Here is a 17720-nt window from a genome sequence, read left to right as displayed (position 1 = left end):
TACAACTTTGTATTTTTACTATATGCAAGATAAAATTGACAGGTTGCCCGAATTGGCAAAAAAGAGACATAATGAGAATAAGGGTTTTTTTACCAAGCTGAGAAAAAAGCCACCAAAGCAATTAGATTACCTGATGCAAGATTTGCATACTCAAGAATTTGAACGGACGGATTGTTTGCAATGCGCTAATTGTTGCAAGACTACAGGACCTCTTTTCACAGATAAAGATATACAACGTATCTCTAAGTATTTCAAAATGAAAGCGCAACTTTTCATAGATACTTATTTGAGGTTAGATGAGGATAATGATTATGTTTTACAGCGCGTACCATGTGCATTTTTAGGTGACGATAATTATTGTTCAATATATGATGTCAGGCCAAAGGCCTGCCGTGAATTTCCGCATACAGATAGAAAAAAGTTTCAGCAGATTTCTAATCTCACATTAAAAAATATAGCTATTTGTCCTGCGGCGTTCAACATCGTTGAGGAAATGAAAAAACGCATTACATTATGATAAATTTATTCGGAATAATTTTTGCGGCCTAAAAAGAAATTGTGACTATGAAGAAGTATTTTATCTTTTTAATTTTTTGCTCGTTATTTTCCAATAGCATCAAAGGTCAAGAATGGATGAGGTCACTTTCTGTGGCTCAAAACCTCGCTTTAGTACAAGACAAAATGGTTCTTATGGTTTGGGAGGAAACGACACGGTATCCTTACCCAGTGATAGTAGAGGATGATAAAGGCCGTAAACTAATTGTAAGAGATTTGTTTACAGATGAATATATTAGCCCAATTATTTGGGATTACTTTGTTCCTGTTATTGTCAGCGAAGATCAGTATGAGGATATGTATGCTAATCTTGAAGAAAAGCGCAAGCAAAGCTATTTGGAGAAGTTTAATGATGACAGTATAAAAATCATGGATGTTAATGGCTACATTCTTAATGCCTCTCCAAGTTATGATATGTATGAAAATATTTCTAAAATAATACAGAAATATGCTTTACATACTGAATTTATAAATACGGAATTAAGAAATTATCGCGATAAAAAAGATGTATATTCTGGATATTATTTAGCTTCAAAATATTTAGATTTTGCCATGTTAATGGAAAAGAATATAAGAGCTGAAGTGATTGAATTGGCAGAGCTCTACATTAATGATATTCATCTTTTGTTAGATAAAACCAACACGGAAGAAAAACCTGTGATAAGGCAGCGTCTAGAATTATTGGAAATACAGAAGGATTTGATTACTGATAAGCCAAGACCTGCAATCCGTAAATTAAAACGTATGGAAAAAGACGGTATCGAAGAAGCTAATTTAACCATGTACTCTTTTTTGTTTTATACCACAAATATGTGTTTAGATCGTCCAAAAGAGGCGAGTGCATGGAAGTCTAATATTTCTTCTGTAAATTTGAAAAAATCTCAAAAAATTATAAACCTCAATAATTAGCGGTTTGGAGACTATAATTAACTATTTTGAAACCATTCCTTCATCACACAGAAGTATCATACTTGTTGGTGGTTTAACCTTATTTTGGTTGCTGGAGAGTGGATTACCACTTTTTAGATTTAAGTATAGTAAATGGAGACATGCACTGCCGAATTTATTTTTTACCTTAACAACTGTGGTTATCAATTTCGGTCTGGCTTGGATGCTTTTAGGTACAGCTGATTGGGTAAAAACAAATAAATTTGGGATAATAAACTGGCTTCCAGAAATGCCGTTGTGGTTATATGCGTTGTTAGGTGTTTTGCTGCTAGACTTTTTTGGTGCGTATTTGGCCCATTATGTTGAGCATAGGGTAAAACCTTTATGGATGGTGCATTTGGTCCATCATACCGATCATAAAGTAGATACTACAACTGCTAATAGACATCATCCTTTAGAGAGTGTTATCCGTTTTGCGTTTACATTATTAGGTGTCTTTCTTGTTGGGACACCGATAGCATTGGTCTTTTTATATCAATCTTTATCGTTGGTGTTTTCTCAATTCACTCATGCCAACCTCAAATTGTCGAAAAAATTAGATAAGGCATTGAGTTATGTCATTGTTTCTCCAGATATGCATAAAACACACCACCACTACAGATTGCCATTTACGGACTCTAATTACGGAAACATTTTTAGTATTTGGGATAGATTGTTAGGCACGTATATGTATTTAGATCGAGAGAAGTTGGTTTATGGCGTTGATGTATTTCCTGATGAACAAAAGAACAGTCATATTGGTGAACTCCTAAAACAGCCCTTTCAGAAATATGAAAAACCCACGCTTTCTGCAGAGTCAGAAGTCTAGCTTTTTATGTCTTTTAATTCTTTTTATAATGGCCTGTTCCACAAAAGAAGATATTGATGTTCAAGGTCACCGAGGTTGTAGAGGATTAATGCCAGAAAACAGTTTACCTGCATTTAAGAAAGCCATTGATTTAGGTGTAAATACCTTAGAGTTAGATATCGCTATTACAAAAGATAAGCAAGTTGTAGTTTCTCATGAGCCTTTTATGAGTCGAGTGATATGCTTGGATTCAACGGGGCAAGGGATTCCTGAGTCAAAGGATAAGGCATATAACCTTTACAATATGTCTCATACGGAAATCAAGGCTTTTGATTGTGGTAAAAAATTTCATAAGGGTTATCCAGAACAGCAAAAAATTACGGTTTATAAACCCTTATTAAGAGAAGTTTTTGATTTGGTAAAAGCAAATAATACCAAAGTACGATTCAATATTGAAATTAAATCCAAGCCAGAATACTACGGAATTTATACACCAGAACCTGAAGAGTATGTAATGTTAGTTCTAAATGAAATTGAGGCTAACGGTATGAAGGAGAAAAGTAATTTGCAGTCCTTCGATTTAAATATTCTTGAAGAAATTAAATTACAGTCGCCAGATACGGTAGTAGCCTTGCTCGTTGATGAAGATGAGGATATCGATAAAAAGCTAAGCCAGTTAAGCTTTCAACCAGAACTTTTAAGTCCTTATTACAAACTTCTGTCTAAAGAAAGTGTTCGGAAATATCAAAATAAAAACTTCTTAGTGATTCCATGGACTGTAAATGCTAAAGCAGATATGAAAAAGCTTTTGTCTTGGGGCGCAGACGGCATTATAACGGACTACCCAAACATATTACTAGATATTCTCAAATAGAGGTTATTAACAGAGTTATTAACAATTTGTTCTGTTGCTCTAATTTTTATGCATTTCAAAGGAAAAATTATTTTTGGTAAGAAAATACTTCTATGTTTAGCGTGGATTGATTAATTACTGTTGAGTACAAACATATTGTTTAACTTAATAGTACGCTTTTGAAAAATTTTATTCGCATCTGCTTATTAGTAGTGCTTATCTTCCTGCTGAGTTTCTCTTTGAAGGCCCAGTCCTACTTGGCCAAACTCGAAAAAAACAAAAATATTGAAGCCAAAGAACTCGTTCACTATTTAAATGAAACGAGGGATACGCTTATTCTAGAAAGTGAGAAGAAGATTAATTATCTATACACTATTAACAAAAATTACGGTAGGGAGTATGACCTTTATGTCAATGCCAAATCGTTCAAACTCCCATTGAAGAAATTATCAAAAGGTAAGCACGTCATGGTGGCGGTACAATCGCCTAAACGAATTGTTTTTGTAGTTCATATATTAGAGGATCTAGACCAAGAAGAAAAGTTTACCCAGGGCAATTCTAAAGCTGTTGAGCCTATTAAGGTAGAAGTAGCTGAGAACAACTAATTTTTAGTCCTTATATAAAAGATAATGTTGTCGTAGCTCTTTGTAGTTATTCAAACCTTCTTGCCAACCTGCCTTAATCTCTTTTTGCTTTAGACCTTTCTCTATTTGTTGTTGCAGAGTTTTTGTACCCGCAAGGGTTGTGAAAAAATCAGTAAAAAATAGTTTATTAGGGGCTTTTTTGGTGTTAGCCTCATAGAACTCTATCAGCCAGCTTAGGTTGATTTGATCTAATGACTTAGATTTTGACAAATCATAACCATAACATACCTTGTCTTGATGCTTGGGATATTTTGCACCATCATTGGGTTTAGGAGTAAAATTAAAAGTCTCTTGTGCTATTTTAAAGAACGGAGAACCAACTATTTGAAATTGTTTGTCCGTTCCTCTACCAACGCTCACATTGGTCCCTTCAAAAAAGCAAAGACTTGGATAAAGGTTGATTGAAACGTCGTTTGGAAGATTAGGAGATGGTTTTATCGGGAGGCTGTATGCGGTTTTGTGAGTATAATTACTTACTGGAATAACTGTTAATTCACAGGTGATGCTATTTTTCAACCAACCTTCGCCATTTATCATCTTGGCATATTCACCGATAGTCATTCCATGGACAACAGGAACAGGATGCATACCCACAAAACTTTTATGCTCTGGTTCCAAAATAGGGCCGTCTATATAATGTCCGTTAGGATTTGGTCGATCTAAAACTAAAACAGGAATATCCAATTCGGCGCAAGCTTCCATGACATAATGCAATGTTGAGATGTAGGTGTAAAATCGTGCACCAACATCTTGTATATCAAAAACCACAAAATCGATACCTTCTAATTGTTTTGCGTTTGGTTTTTTATTATTGCCATAAAGTGAAACAAGTGGTAATCCCGTTTTAATATCTATGCCGTCTTTAACAGCTTCGCCAGCATCAGCTGTTCCTCTAAATCCATGTTCTGGGGCAAAAACACTCTTAACGCTAATATTGAGTTTGAGCAGAGAATCGACTAAATGAATATAGTTCCTCTCAGAATCATTTGCCGAGTTGTTCGTTGTGCTTTTAAAAATCACGGAGGTCTGGTTAGCCACAAGACCAATATTTTTGCCGTCAAGAATAGGCAGGTAGAGGTCAGTTTTGTTTGCACCAACAATTACTTCCTTATGCTGTGTAACGTGTTTATTGGAATGGGTGCTTTTATTTCCTCCTCCTTTTGAAATTGCCAAGTTTTGTTTTGTCTTATTAACGCATGAAACTGCTATAAAGACAAATAATAAAACTGTATTTTTGAAGACCTTTAATTCCATTATTAGACTTTGAATTTTGAGTTTTTTATAGCTAAACGCATAATAAGTAGTAAAGCGTATAAAAGTAGTGTTTCGGCACCAATAATTAAAATTGGTATTGCTGCTATTGCCATTGGTATTATTGTGATGCTTATAGCTATTGCTACCGGATTAGGACTTCAGCAAAAAATCAGGGATAAAGTGGTTGCTTTCAATGGTCATATAGAAATTACCAACTACGATACTAATAACTCTGATGAATCTCAGGTTCCAATTTCAACAGCGCAAAAATTCTATCCAAAATTCCATTCTGTGGAAGGGATAACTCATATCCAAGGTGTTGCTGCTAAGTTCGCGGTAATACGAACCGAATCTGATTTTGAAGGTGTAATTATAAAGGGCGTTGGTAATGACTACAACTGGTCTTATTTTGAAGAATTTTTAGTAGATGGGCGATTGCCCGATTTTTCTAAAAAACGTAACGAAGAGATTTTAGTATCAAGTTACATTGCCAATCGCTTAGGGTTTAAAGTTGGTGATAAATTTCAAACTCTTTTTGGGGAAAATTTCAACCGTATACCTCAAATTATAAATTACAAAATTGTTGGAATTTACAATTCTGGATTTCAAGAATTGGACGAAAAATTTTGTATTGCCGATATAAGGCACATTCAACGTTTGAACAAGTGGGAATCTAATCAAGTCGGTTCTTTCGAGGTTTTTATTGAGGATTTTAATGATATTAACGGTAGGGCTGAGGCTGTCTACAACGATATCCCTTCCCTACTCGATGCAACACCAGTAACTCAAAAATATTATACCATTTTTGAATGGATAAAGGTATTTGATAATAATACCTTTGGCATTATAGTAATAATGATAATTGTTGCAGGTATTAACATGATTACCGCCTTGCTTGTTCTCATATTAGAACGCACTACAATGATTGGTATTCTCAAGGCTCTTGGGAGTTCAAATTGGTCAATTAGAAAGGTGTTTCTGCTAAATGCGTCTTACCTCATTGGTTTAGGTCTTTTTTGGGGAAACCTCATTGGTTTAGGGATTTTATTCATCCAGAAATATTTTAAACTATTTCCACTTAATCCAGAAACGTATTACGTAACGGAAGCTCCGGTATATCTCAGTTTAGATTATATTCTACTTCTAAATTTAGGGACATTTATTTGTTGCTTAGTTATGTTATTGGTTCCATCAGTAATCATTTCTAAAATTTCTCCTGTAAAAGCCATAAGATTTGATTAAGAATTTATCATTGTTTAGCTAAAGTTTTGTAGAACAATAATAGAACTATTGCCATAAAAATATAAGATTAACTTATTTTTGCAGCGCAAAATTATGCTATGGATTACTCAGAAAATATACTTGGTACTATCGGTAACACCCCAATGGTAAAAATCAATAAGCTCGTTGAAGATTTGCCGTGCCTGGTTTTAGCGAAATACGAAACGTTCAACCCAGGCAATTCAGTTAAAGACCGTATGGCCTTGCAAATGATCGAAGATGCTGAGGCAGATGGAAGATTAAAACCAGGAGGAACCATAATTGAAGGTACGTCTGGTAATACAGGAATGGGACTGGCACTTGCAGCAATCGTCAAAGGCTATAAGTGTGTTTTTGTGATTAGTGATAAACAGTCAAAGGAAAAAATGGACATCTTAAGAGCCGTTGGAGCGGAGGTTGTTGTTTGTCCTACAGAAGTAGAACCCGATGACCCAAGGAGTTACTATTCCGTTTCAAAACGTTTGGCTAAAGAAACCCCAAACGCTTGGTATGTAAATCAATATGATAATCCTAGTAATTGCAAGGCGCATTTTAAAACTACAGGACCAGAAATTTGGGAACAAACAGATGGTAAAGTCACCCACTTTGTAGTTGGTGTAGGAACAGGTGGTACTATTTCTGGAGTAGGGAGTTATCTAAAAATGAAAAACCCTAACGTAAAGATTTGGGGAGTAGATACCTACGGTTCTGTATTTAAGAAGTATCATGAGACTGGCATTTTTGATGAAAAGGAGATTTACCCTTATGTTACCGAAGGTATTGGAGAAGATATCTTACCAGCCAATGTAAATTTTGGAGTAATTGATGGATTTACGAAGGTAACAGATAAAGATGCGGCAATTTATACACAGAGGCTTGCTAAGGAAGAAGGTATGTTCTTGGGAAACTCCGCTGGTGCTGCTATAAAGGGCGTTTTACAATTAAAAGAACATTTTAAACCAGAAGATGTTGTGGTGGTGCTGTTTCACGATCATGGTAGTCGCTATGTAGGTAAGATGTTTAATGATGATTGGATGCGAAAGATGGGATATGTAGATTAAGCTACGGGACTAAAAGAATCAATAAATAAAATTGAATTAAAAAATCTTGACTTTTGAAGTTGAGATTTTTTATTTTTATTGGTATGCAAGAAGAGTTTCTTCACTATATCTGGAAATATCAAAAATTCAATACGCTTCAATTTGTTTCTTCAGACAAGGAGCCAATTGAAATTGTAAATCCTGGGCAATACAATAAAAATACTGGTCCAGATTTTTTCAATGCAAAAATTAGAATAGGAGGTCAGCTTTGGGCTGGTAATGTTGAGATTCATATTAAGGCATCAGATTGGTACGCCCATCATCATGAAATTGATAAGGCCTATGACAATGTTATCTTACATGTGGTTTGGGTACATGATTCAGCCGTTTACCGAAACAATAACACCGAGATACCAACTTTAGAAATTAAGCCCTATGTTGACCGTAGTCTAGAAAATAATTATCTCAGTTTAATTAAATCTAAATCTTGGATTAATTGCGAATCCAATTTTTCAGAAGTCGATGATTTTTTATTAGACAACTGGTTAGATCGATTGTACGTGCACCGTCTAGAACGTAAATCACAGAGAATACAGGAGTTGTTGGTAGTTTCAAATAATGATTGGGAAGCTGTATTGTTTAAAATGCTATTTAAAAATTTTGGACTTAAAGTCAATGCTAATTCCTTTAAGAGTATTTCAAACTCATTTGATTTTTCTATTGTTAGAAAACTTCAAAATAATAACCTAGACATAGAGGCTTTGTTTTTTGGACAAGGAAAATTGTTAGAGAAAGATTTTGAGGAAAGTTATTTCAAGGATTTAAAGGAACGATATACTTTTCTCAGGCATAAATTCACATTAGATAATTCTAGTGTAGCCCAAGTTAATTTTTTTAGATTGAGACCTTCTAGTTTTCCAACAATAAGATTATCGCAATTGGCAAATATTTATGCCCAAAGAACGGCATTATTCTCAAAAATTATTGAGATGAAAGAGCTTAAGGAATTTTATGATTTTTTTGGTGTTGGCACATCAGAATTTTGGAAGACCCACTATACATTTTCAAAATCATCAAAATCATCAAATAAAAAACTTTCAAAATTATTTATAGACCTACTTTTAATCAATACCATAATTCCAATTAAGTTTAGTTATGCTAAAACATATAGTAATTCTGTAGAAGATAACTTGTTAGACCTTGTTCAAAATATAAAAATTGAAAGTAATTCGATTGTCAATAAATTTTTAGACCTAAAATCCTTAAACAAAAGTGCATTGGTTTCACAAGCGCTGCTAGAATTAAAACAAGAATATTGTGATAAAAACAGATGCCTATATTGTCGTATTGGCAATAGTCTAATCCTTAAAAAATAATTACATTGCGATATGAAATGGTTTTATGCTCTATTACTATATTTTCAAAAGCGTGGATACTACGTGTGTCAAAGGATTGCAGACCGTTTGGGAATTAGAGCAAAAATAGTAAGAACTTCTTTTATATACCTCACCTTTGTCACCTTAGGCTTTGGTTTTGCGCTATATCTATTCTTAGCATTCTGGATGCGAATTAAAGACATTATCTATACAAAACGCACGTCGGTATTTGATTTGTAAACTATGAGTAACCCATTAATCCGATTATTCCGTTCTAAGATATATACGGCATTAGTGATGCTTATCATTTTAATGTGCATAGGTGTTTTAGGTTATAAATTTATATCTGGCTATGAATGGATTGATGCCGCCTATATGACGGTTATAACCATTACCACGGTTGGGTTTGCGGAAGTTAATCCCCTAGATACCGCCTCAAAAATATTTACCATTTTTTTAATACTGGCAAGTGTGGTTATTGTCGGTTATGCCATATCTATAATTACCGAATATATATTAAGCAGAAATAATTTTGAAGATATAAAACAAAGGAAGATGCAAAAGCGAATAAATTCAATGACAGACCATATTATTATATGTGGTTTTGGTCGCAACGGAAAGCAAGCTGCCAGAAAACTATTGGCTTACAAAAGACCATTTGTAATAATTGAACGCGATAAAGAGATTGTTGAAAGATTCCAAGAAGATAATATTCCCTTTGTATATGGAAATGCTAATGAAGACGAAACTCTTCTTGAAGCTGGTATTGAAAAGGCTAGTACTTTAATAAGTGCATTGCCTAGCGATGCAGATAATCTGTTTGTGGTGCTTTCTGCAAGGCAAATAAATAAAAATTTAATAATTATTAGTAGGGCCTCAGAAGAGACTTCTTACAATAAATTAAAATTAGCAGGTGCCAACAACGTAATTTTACCTGATAAAATTGGTGGCGACCATATGGCCTCTCTAGTTGTTATTCCGGATCTTGTGGAGTTTATCGACAATTTAGGAATTGTCGGTGAACGCAATATTAATGTAGAAGAAGTTAAGGCCGACCAATTATATGATACTAAACAAGTAAAAACCATTAGAGAATTAGACTTAAGAAAGAAAACAGGCTGTTCGGTTATTGGCTTTAAGGATGAAAAAGGGGAATACATAGTAAATCCTGAGGCAGATACAAAACTCGTATCAGGTTCTAAAATTGTGGTCTTGGGTCGCCCCGAACAGATTCAAAGACTAAATTCAGAATACAATATTGGCTAGATTTTAAATCCATTTTAACGAATTAGGCTTTAAAACCTCATTTTTTTTTAGCATCTTGTCAGCTTTAAAAATCATAATCTAACTAACAAATAAACTAAATGAAGAAGGCATTCATACTTACTTGTGCTCTTTTATTCCCTTTACTCAATTTTGCTCAAGAGACAATATCAGAAAAAATTGATACTATTTTTAAGGATTATACGGGATGGTTTGTCGACGCCATTTTTTATGAAATACCCTTTTCTGAACAATATAAGATTCCTTGGGTATTAATAGTATTGGTGGGAGGTGCATTGTTTTTTACAATTTACTTTAAGTTTATCAATGTAACCGGTTTTAGGACTGCAATCAGAGTGGTTAGCGGTAAGTATGAAGATATTGAAAAACATGGCGCTGATACTTTATATGGCGACAGTACACCCAATGAAGGAGCAGATATAATTGAAACCATTAGAGATGAAGGCGCAGACGGAGAAGTTTCACATTTTCAGGCATTAACAGCAGCGTTGTCCGCTACGGTTGGTTTAGGAAATATAGCAGGTGTTGCTGTGGCACTATCTATTGGTGGGCCAGGTGCAACCTTTTGGATGATTTTGGCCGGTTTACTGGGAATGGCTTCTAAGTTTGCAGAATGTACTCTTGGCGTAAAATATCGCGACGTTGGAGAAGACGGAACAGTTTATGGAGGTCCAATGTATTACCTTACAAAGGGATTACGGGCTAAAGGAATGGCGGGCTTGGGTAAAGTATTGGCTGTTTTATTTGCCATATTTGTTATTGGTGGTTCTTTCGGAGGAGGGAACATGTTCCAAGCCAATCAAGCGGCAGCACAATTCATTAAATTATTTGATTTAGAAGGCTCTAATGCTGGTTTATATTTTGGACTTGTAATGGCAGTACTTGTTGCAATTGTAATAATTGGAGGAATTAAACGTATAGCCAAGGTTACTGAGAAGATAGTGCCGTTTATGGCAGGAATATATGTGTTGGCTGCTCTTATTATTTTAGGAGCTAATTTTACCTTAATAGATGATGCCTTCAGCCTGATTTATGAAGGTGCCTTTTCTGGTTTGGGAATCGCCGGAGGATTGATTGGTGTTATGATTCAAGGTATAAGAAGAGGAGCATTTTCAAATGAAGCAGGAGTAGGTTCTGCTGCCATAGCGCATTCAGCTGTTAGAACTAAATATCCCGCATCCGAAGGTATCGTAGCGTTATTAGAGCCATTTGTAGATACTGTAGTTATTTGTACTATGACCGCATTGGTAATTGTGATTACAAACTTTGATGGAGCATTTATGGAATATGGCGTTGAAATTAAGGAAGGTGTAGAAATCACTGCTACTGCTTTTGATTCGGTAATACCTCATTTTTCCATTATTTTAACTATAGCTGTTATATTATTTGCATTTTCAACTATGATTTCATGGTCTTATTATGGAATGCAAGGTTGGGTGTTCTTGTTTGGTAAAGGCAAGGTTTCAGACTTGGCATACAAACTTTTGTTTTTAATATTTGTTGTTATAGGTGCTTCTATAAGTCTTGGAGCGGTAATTGATTTTTCGGATGCCATGATATTTGCAATGGTAGTGCCAAACATCATTGGTGTTATAATGCTCTCGCCAATTATTAAGAAAGAATTGAATAAATACTATAAGGCAATTAGTGTTAAAGAAGAAGCTATAGAAGAAGGTGCAGAGGATTTGAACGAAATGCTGTAGAAAAAAATTAACTTAATATGAAATCCCATTTTCAGTTTTCTAATAACGAACGGAATGGGATTTTTTTATTGATCGTTATTATCATTTTAGCACAATGCGTTTATGCTTTTGTCGATTTTTCAAAAGATAATGTTCCTATTGATGCTCGAGAACTTGACGTCTTTAGAAAGGAGTTAGATTCAATTATACTAGTAGAAATTGAAAATAGAAAGCCAAAAATTTACCCTTTTAATCCTAATTATATTACTGACTACAAAGGGTACACTCTGGGAATGTCTACTGAAGAAATAGACAGACTCCATCAGTTTAGGGCTAGGGAGCAATGGATAAATTCGGTGAAACAATTTCAGAACGTTACAAAAGTTTCAGATTCTCTACTCAAAGTATTAGCTCCATATTTCAAATTTCCTGAATGGGTGACAAACCCTGGCTCAAATAGGAATAATCGAGCATCATATATAAAGGACAATAATATTTCCAAGACGTATGATGAAAAAATAGATTTAAATAAGGCTTCGGCTTCTCAATTGCAAAAAGTCTATGGTGTAGGTGAAAAGCTTTCTGAACGAATTGTTGCATATAGAAGTAAATTTTCGGGAGGATTCCACAGCGACGTAGAGTTGATTGAAGTCTATGGGCTAACACCCGAAGTCATAGAACGTATAAAAGACAACTTTACTGTAAAGACACCTAGATCAATTACAAAGCTTGATTTAAATACTGCCACGCGAGACGATTTGGTTAAAATCAAGTATATCGATTACGAAATTGCTAATAATATTATCGAAGAAAGAACCCTTAGAGAAGGCTTTAAAGCTTTTGAGGAATTAACAAAAGTTGAACAATTTCCTGTCAAAAAAATAGAGATTATTAAGTTATATTTGCATTTATAATCAAAATTGATAAAAAAATGCCAAATCTATACTTTAACGAAGAACATGAATTGTTTAGAGAAAGTCTGCGTGATTTCTTGCAAAAAGAGGTTGTTCCACACATAGAAAAATGGGAAGAAACGGGACAGATAGAGCGTTTTATTTGGAAGAAGTTTGGAGATATGGGCTACTTTGGTTTGGCTTATCCAGAAGCATATGGAGGTCTAGATCTAGACTTATTCTATACTATAATACTATTAGAAGAATTACAACGAATAAATTCGGGTGGCTTTGCGGCTGCTATTTGGGCACACGCCTATTTGGCTATGACTCATCTCAATAAAGAAGGGGATGAGGCAATGAAGAATAAATATTTGACTGCGAGTATAAGTGGAGATATGATAGGTTGCCTCTGTATCACGGAACCGTTTGGCGGAAGCGATGTAGCAGGTATGAGAACCACCGCTGTAAAAAAAGGAGATAGCTATGTTATCAACGGTTCAAAAACATTTATAACGAATGGTGTTTATAGTGATTATTTAGTGGTGGCAGCAAAGACTAGTCCTGAATTAGGAAATAAGGGAATTAGTATTTTTCTAGTAGATAGAGATACTGCAGGTGTTTCAGCTACAAAACTCGATAAACTTGGATGGCGCGCTTCTGATACTGGAGAAATAGCCTTTGACAATGTTGAGATTCCTGCCACTAATTTAATGGGTGAGGTAAATCAAGGATTTCCTTATATAATGCAGCACTTTGCTCTTGAGCGTCTAATTATGGGCGTAAATGCTCATGCTAGAGCACAATATGCCTTGGAGTATGCAAAACGGTATATGAGCGAAAGAACAGCCTTTGGTAAAACTATTGATAAATTTCAAGCGTTAAGACACACCTTTGCGGATTGCGAAACCCAAATGGAGATTTGTAAGCAATTCAATTATTATGTAACTAAAAGACTAGATAAGGGAGACTATGTAGTTAAAGAAGCTACAATGTCCAAGCTACAATCCACTAAAATGGCAGATGATGTGATTTATCAATGCTTACAATTCTTAGGAGGATATGGCTACATGGAAGAGTATCCTTTAGCAAGAATGTCGAGAGATAGTCGTTTAGGACCAATCGGAGGCGGTACTTCTGAAATTTTAAGAGAAATTATCGCCAAGATGGTAATCGACGATAAAGACTATAAGCCCGCAACATAGGTTTTAAATAGCCAGATTGGCGAAAATTATCCCAAATTATCGCCAAGATGGTAATCGACGATAAAGACTATAAGCCTGCAACATAGGTTTTAAATAGCCAGATTGGCGAAAATTATCCCAAATTATCGCCAAGATGGTAATCGACGATAAAGACTATAAGCCCGCAACATAGGTTTTAAATAACCAGATTGGCGAAAAATATTTCAAATTATCGCCAAGATGGTAATGGACGAAAAAGACTATAAGCCCGCAACATAGGTTTTAAATAGCTGGATTGGCGAAAATTATCCCAAATTATCGCCAAGATGGTAATCGACGATAAAGACTATAAGCCCGCAACATAGGTTTTAAATAGCCAGATTGGCGAAAATTATTCCAAATTAACGCTAAGATGAATCAGAAAGATTTATAGTAAGAGACTCAATGAAGTAAAATGAATTGTAGATAATTATTTACTTGTTATATTTGCGCCGCAAATTTAAACGAGGTGAGGTTAAGGCGATATGTTCAAAATTGCAGTTAGCGAAGGTGAGAATATTGAAAGAGCTTTAAAGCGTTACAAGCAAAAGTTTGATAGAGCAGGAGCAAAGCGCCAATTGCAAACGTGTAAAGAGTTTGCCAAGCCTTCAGTTAAAAGGAGAAAACAACTCCAAAAGGCTAAGTACATTCAGATTTTGAAAGATATGGAGTTGTCTTAAACTAAGATAAACAAAATTGATCCCACGACTTCCGTGGGATTTTTTTTAAATATAAAATCCAAAATCATTTGATTATCTTTAAGGATATTTGATTAAACCGTGAGTAAAACTGAATTTTCAGATTATTTAATTCTAGAACGAAACTATTCAGACCATACCGTAAAGGCATATCTTAACGATATAAAGGCGTTCCAGGATTTCTTAAAACAAGAGCATGATGTCGTAAAAATTAAAGAAATTGGCTATTCCGAGATAAGACAGTGGATTGTAATTTTAGTCGAAAAAGGGATATCTAACAGAACTATAAATAGAAAGGTTTCTTCTCTCAATGTATATTTCAAATTTCTACAGAAAATTGGTATAACAGATACCAACCCATTAAATCAGCACAAAGCCTTAAAAGTTGGAAAAAAAATAAACGTACCGTTTTCTCAAGAAGAATTAAGGCTGGTTTTAAATGAAACAATACTAGTTGATGATTTCGTTAGCTCTAGAAATTATACCATCATAGAGTTATTTTATACCACGGGAATAAGAAGAATAGAACTGATTAATATTAAAATAGCAGATTTAGATTTTAATTTAAAGCAGTTAAAAGTATTAGGAAAGCGAAATAAAGAGAGATATATACCACTTTTAGACTCTACAATTCAATCGCTTCATAATTATTTAGAGTTTAGGAAAGGATTATCACACATAGAGGATTTTGAGTATTTGTTCTTAACAGAAAAGGGTCTTAAAATTTATGAAACGCTTGTTTACAGAATTATAAATAAGTATTTTAGTAAAGCTTCTTCAAAAGCAAAATGTAGTCCGCATGTCTTAAGACATTCATTTGCTACGCATTTGCTAAATGGAGGAGCGGATTTAAATGCGGTGAAAGAACTTCTCGGACATACTAGTTTAGCAGCAACTCAGGTATATACGCATAACAGTATTGCAGAGTTAAAAAAGGTTTATGTCAAGGCACATCCAAGAAACAAAAGGTAGATGTTTAATTATCAATATGAAATTCCGTGTTATAACTTAAAGACTTGTTTAACCTAAAATCTTATATATGAAAGTAAACACCCAATCTGTAAATTTTACGGCCGATAAAAAGCTTATTGATTTCATTCAAAAACGAATGGATAAATTAGATTTGTTTTACGATAAAATTATTCAATCAGATGTTTATTTAAAGGTCGAAAACACGAGTGACAAAGAGAATAAGATTTTTGAAGCCAAGCTCAAAGTTCCTGGTGATAGTTTCATTGTAAAAAAACAGTGCAAAACATTTGAAGAAGGAGCAGATATAGCTATCGCTTCTTTAGAAAGGCAGATTAAAAAGAGAAAGCAAAAACTAAGGTCAAGAGCATAGTCAAAAATTTCTCAAAAATGTTTTGAAAAAAAAAATAAAACACTACATTTGCAGTCCGTTAGAAATAGCGGGCTTTTTTATGGTCATTTTTTAATGGAAAAAAAGTAAGAAAAGCCGATATAGCTCAGCTGGCTAGAGCAGCTGATTTGTAATCAGCAGGTCGTGGGTTCGAGTCCCTCTATCGGCTCTTTGAAAAGTCCCACTTCGTTGAGTTTTGGGTTTTGTTTTACGAATTGGGGAGATACTCAAGCGGCCAACGAGGACAGACTGTAAATCTGTTGGTTTTCACCTTCGCAGGTTCGAATCCTGCTCTCCCCACATTAAATGGAATTATTGATTCCAGACCCAAATATCAAGAATTGCGTGGATGTTTGGGATTTGAAGTATTGAAAAGTAAGTATTGCGGGAGTAGCTCAGTTGGTAGAGCGTCAGCCTTCCAAGCTGAATGTCGCCGGTTCGAACCCGGTCTCCCGCTCTAAAATTCCTGCGAAGGCAGGAATCTCATTGGTAAAATGGGGAAGTAAACACTTTACGCCGGTGTAGCTCAGGGGTAGAGCGTTTCCTTGGTAAGGAAGAGGTCACGAGTTCAAATCTCGTCATTGGCTCTTTTTCTAAATTAGATTTAGAATAAAATTGAACACTAATATTAAATAAGATTAAATACATTTAAAATGGCAAAGGCAACTTTCGATCGTTCAAAACCACACCTTAATATAGGTACTATTGGACACGTAGATCATGGTAAAACAACATTAACTGCTGCAATTACTAAAGTATTAGCAGATGCAGGATATTCTGAAGCTAGATCTTTTGATCAAATTGATAACGCTCCAGAAGAAAAAGAGAGAGGTATTACAATTAATACGTCTCACGTTGAGTATCAGACAGCTAACCGTCACTACGCACACGTTGACTGTCCAGGTCACGCGGATTACGTAAAGAATATGGTTACCGGTGCTGCTCAAATGGACGGTGCAATTTTGGTTGTTGCTGCAACTGATGGCCCAATGCCACAAACTCGTGAGCACATCTTATTAGGACGTCAGGTAGGTATCCCAAGAATTGTTGTCTTTTTGAACAAAGTTGACATGGTTGACGATGAAGAGCTTTTAGAGCTTGTAGATATGGAAGTTAGAGACTTATTAAACTTCTATGAGTATGATGGAGATAACGGGCCTGTTGTATCCGGTTCTGCTTTAGGTGCACTTAACGGTGAGCAAAAGTGGGTTGATACAGTATTAGAATTAATGGAAGCTGTTGATAGCTGGATCGAAGAGCCAGTGAGAGATATGGATAAGCCTTTCTTAATGCCTATTGAAGATGTATTTTCAATTACTGGGCGTGGTACAGTTGCAACTGGTCGTATAGAGACTGGTGTGGCTTCAACTGGTGATCCTGTTGAAATCATCGGTATGGGTGCTGAGAAATTGACATCTACTATTACAGGTATCGAAATGTTCCGTCAGATTCTTGACAGAGGTGAGGCAGGAGATAACGCAGGTATCTTATTAAGAGGTATTGAGAAAACTCAAATCTCGAGAGGTATGGTAATTACCAAGCCTGGATCTGTAACACCACATGCTAAATTTAAAGCTGAGGTTTATATCCTTAAAAAAGAAGAAGGTGGTCGTCACACACCATTCCACAATAACTACCGTCCACAGTTCTACGTGCGTACAACTGATGTAACTGGAAACATTGCGCTTCCTGATGGAGTTGAAATGGTAATGCCTGGTGATAACCTTACTATTACTGTAGAATTGATTCAGCCAATTGCAATGAACGTAGGTTTACGTTTTGCTATCCGTGAGGGTGGGCGTACAGTTGGTGCTGGTCAGGTTACTGAAATTTTAGACTAAGCATTACAGTTAAATAAGTAAT

18 protein-coding genes and 4 tRNA genes are annotated in these 17720 nt (G+C 35.1%); 21 read left to right on the top strand and 1 reads right to left on the bottom strand.

What is annotated here, in order from left to right; translation table 11 throughout:
• Window positions 1-22: 22 nt before the first annotated feature.
• The 5 genes from J4050_RS12830 to J4050_RS12810 all read left to right on the top strand — a co-directional run bounded on the left by J4050_RS12830 (window position 23) and on the right by J4050_RS12810 (window position 3748).
• On the top strand, window positions 23-517 hold the full coding sequence (locus J4050_RS12830; RefSeq protein WP_208154992.1) for a YkgJ family cysteine cluster protein: 495 nt from the start codon (window positions 23-25) through the stop codon (window positions 515-517).
• Between the two features lie 47 nt (window positions 518-564).
• The gene (locus J4050_RS12825; RefSeq protein ID WP_208154991.1) at window positions 565-1464 is read left to right on the top strand and encodes a hypothetical protein; all 900 of its coding nucleotides are present in this window, start codon (window positions 565-567) and stop codon (window positions 1462-1464) included.
• 4 nt (window positions 1465-1468) lie between these two features.
• On the top strand, window positions 1469-2311 hold the full coding sequence (locus J4050_RS12820; protein ID WP_208154990.1) for a sterol desaturase family protein: 843 nt from the start codon (window positions 1469-1471) through the stop codon (window positions 2309-2311).
• Between the two features lie 28 nt (window positions 2312-2339).
• The gene (locus J4050_RS12815) at window positions 2340-3164 is read left to right on the top strand and encodes a glycerophosphodiester phosphodiesterase family protein (RefSeq protein ID WP_208154989.1); all 825 of its coding nucleotides are present in this window, start codon (window positions 2340-2342) and stop codon (window positions 3162-3164) included.
• A 236-nt stretch (window positions 3165-3400) separates the two neighbouring features.
• A complete protein-coding gene (locus tag J4050_RS12810) occupies window positions 3401-3748 on the top strand; it encodes a hypothetical protein (protein WP_208154988.1) in 348 nt (115 codons plus the stop codon).
• 3 nt (window positions 3749-3751) lie between these two features.
• Here the strand turns inward: J4050_RS12810 and J4050_RS12805 are convergent, their stop codons facing one another.
• Window positions 3752-5041, bottom strand: coding sequence for an exo-beta-N-acetylmuramidase NamZ family protein (locus J4050_RS12805; protein WP_208154987.1), 1290 nt, complete (start codon window positions 5039-5041; stop codon window positions 3752-3754).
• A 9-nt stretch (window positions 5042-5050) separates the two neighbouring features.
• Here J4050_RS12805 and J4050_RS12800 point away from each other — a divergent pair, with 9 nt between their 5' ends.
• From J4050_RS12800 to tuf, 16 genes are all read left to right on the top strand, one after another.
• Complete coding sequence (locus J4050_RS12800; RefSeq protein ID WP_208154986.1) at window positions 5051-6283, top strand: ABC transporter permease; 1233 nt, start codon at window positions 5051-5053, stop codon at window positions 6281-6283.
• Window positions 6284-6381: 98 nt separating this feature from the next.
• Window positions 6382-7362: a PLP-dependent cysteine synthase family protein gene (locus tag J4050_RS12795; RefSeq protein WP_208154985.1), complete on the top strand. Its 981-nt coding sequence runs from the start codon at window positions 6382-6384 to the stop codon at window positions 7360-7362.
• A gap of 53 nt (window positions 7363-7415) precedes the next feature.
• The gene (locus J4050_RS12790) at window positions 7416-8717 is read left to right on the top strand and encodes a DUF2851 family protein (RefSeq protein ID WP_347879119.1); all 1302 of its coding nucleotides are present in this window, start codon (window positions 7416-7418) and stop codon (window positions 8715-8717) included.
• Between the two features lie 12 nt (window positions 8718-8729).
• Complete coding sequence (locus J4050_RS12785; RefSeq protein WP_208154984.1) at window positions 8730-8957, top strand: PspC domain-containing protein; 228 nt, start codon at window positions 8730-8732, stop codon at window positions 8955-8957.
• Between the two features lie 3 nt (window positions 8958-8960).
• Complete coding sequence (locus J4050_RS12780) at window positions 8961-9983, top strand: potassium channel family protein (protein WP_208154983.1); 1023 nt, start codon at window positions 8961-8963, stop codon at window positions 9981-9983.
• 98 nt (window positions 9984-10081) lie between these two features.
• Window positions 10082-11704 carry an alanine/glycine:cation symporter family protein gene (locus J4050_RS12775; protein WP_208154982.1) on the top strand — a complete coding sequence of 541 codons (1623 nt, stop codon included), beginning with the start codon at window positions 10082-10084 and terminating at the stop codon, window positions 11702-11704.
• Window positions 11705-11721: 17 nt separating this feature from the next.
• Window positions 11722-12597, top strand: a complete 876-nt coding sequence (locus J4050_RS12770) for a ComEA family DNA-binding protein (RefSeq protein WP_208154981.1) — start codon at window positions 11722-11724, stop codon at window positions 12595-12597.
• 17 nt (window positions 12598-12614) lie between these two features.
• The gene (locus tag J4050_RS12765) at window positions 12615-13781 is read left to right on the top strand and encodes an acyl-CoA dehydrogenase family protein (RefSeq protein ID WP_208154980.1); all 1167 of its coding nucleotides are present in this window, start codon (window positions 12615-12617) and stop codon (window positions 13779-13781) included.
• 503 nt (window positions 13782-14284) lie between these two features.
• Entirely contained in the window at window positions 14285-14479 is a 195-nt protein-coding gene (rpsU, locus tag J4050_RS12760; protein ID WP_208154979.1) for a 30S ribosomal protein S21, read from the top strand.
• A gap of 99 nt (window positions 14480-14578) precedes the next feature.
• Window positions 14579-15469 carry a tyrosine-type recombinase/integrase gene (locus tag J4050_RS12755; RefSeq protein ID WP_208154978.1) on the top strand — a complete coding sequence of 297 codons (891 nt, stop codon included), beginning with the start codon at window positions 14579-14581 and terminating at the stop codon, window positions 15467-15469.
• Window positions 15470-15536: 67 nt separating this feature from the next.
• Entirely contained in the window at window positions 15537-15839 is a 303-nt protein-coding gene (locus J4050_RS12750; RefSeq protein WP_208154977.1) for an HPF/RaiA family ribosome-associated protein, read from the top strand.
• 113 nt (window positions 15840-15952) lie between these two features.
• Window positions 15953-16026: transfer RNA gene (locus tag J4050_RS12745), tRNA-Thr, on the top strand.
• A 48-nt stretch (window positions 16027-16074) separates the two neighbouring features.
• Window positions 16075-16157: transfer RNA gene (locus J4050_RS12740), tRNA-Tyr, on the top strand.
• 84 nt (window positions 16158-16241) lie between these two features.
• Window positions 16242-16314 (top strand) — tRNA-Gly (locus J4050_RS12735).
• Between the two features lie 58 nt (window positions 16315-16372).
• Window positions 16373-16444: transfer RNA gene (locus J4050_RS12730), tRNA-Thr, on the top strand.
• Window positions 16445-16510: 66 nt separating this feature from the next.
• Window positions 16511-17698 carry an elongation factor Tu gene (gene tuf, locus J4050_RS12725; RefSeq protein WP_208154976.1) on the top strand — a complete coding sequence of 396 codons (1188 nt, stop codon included), beginning with the start codon at window positions 16511-16513 and terminating at the stop codon, window positions 17696-17698.
• Window positions 17699-17720 lie beyond the last annotated feature (22 nt).

The organism is Winogradskyella pelagia, from assembly GCF_017581965.1.
Lineage (GTDB): Bacteria > Bacteroidota > Bacteroidia > Flavobacteriales > Flavobacteriaceae > Winogradskyella > Winogradskyella pelagia.
The sequence above is the reverse complement of the archived record's forward strand: the minus strand, read 5'-3'. Positions and strand labels throughout refer to the sequence as shown.

Coding starts and splice junctions, on each gene's coding strand:
- J4050_RS12825 (WP_208154991.1), top strand. CDS start 565: ATGAAGAAGTATTTTATCTTTTTAATTTTTTGCTCGTTATTTTCCAAT.
- J4050_RS12750 (WP_208154977.1), top strand. CDS start 15,537: ATGAAAGTAAACACCCAATCTGTAAATTTTACGGCCGATAAAAAGCTT.
- J4050_RS12795 (WP_208154985.1), top strand. CDS start 6,382: ATGGATTACTCAGAAAATATACTTGGTACTATCGGTAACACCCCAATG.
- J4050_RS12815 (WP_208154989.1), top strand. CDS start 2,340: ATGGCCTGTTCCACAAAAGAAGATATTGATGTTCAAGGTCACCGAGGT.
- J4050_RS12765 (WP_208154980.1), top strand. CDS start 12,615: ATGCCAAATCTATACTTTAACGAAGAACATGAATTGTTTAGAGAAAGT.
- J4050_RS12775 (WP_208154982.1), top strand. CDS start 10,082: ATGAAGAAGGCATTCATACTTACTTGTGCTCTTTTATTCCCTTTACTC.
- tuf (WP_208154976.1), top strand. CDS start 16,511: ATGGCAAAGGCAACTTTCGATCGTTCAAAACCACACCTTAATATAGGT.
- J4050_RS12785 (WP_208154984.1), top strand. CDS start 8,730: ATGAAATGGTTTTATGCTCTATTACTATATTTTCAAAAGCGTGGATAC.
- J4050_RS12780 (WP_208154983.1), top strand. CDS start 8,961: ATGAGTAACCCATTAATCCGATTATTCCGTTCTAAGATATATACGGCA.
- rpsU (WP_208154979.1), top strand. CDS start 14,285: ATGTTCAAAATTGCAGTTAGCGAAGGTGAGAATATTGAAAGAGCTTTA.
- J4050_RS12770 (WP_208154981.1), top strand. CDS start 11,722: ATGAAATCCCATTTTCAGTTTTCTAATAACGAACGGAATGGGATTTTT.
- J4050_RS12805 (WP_208154987.1), bottom strand. CDS start 5,041: ATGGAATTAAAGGTCTTCAAAAATACAGTTTTATTATTTGTCTTTATA.
- J4050_RS12830 (WP_208154992.1), top strand. CDS start 23: ATGCAAGATAAAATTGACAGGTTGCCCGAATTGGCAAAAAAGAGACAT.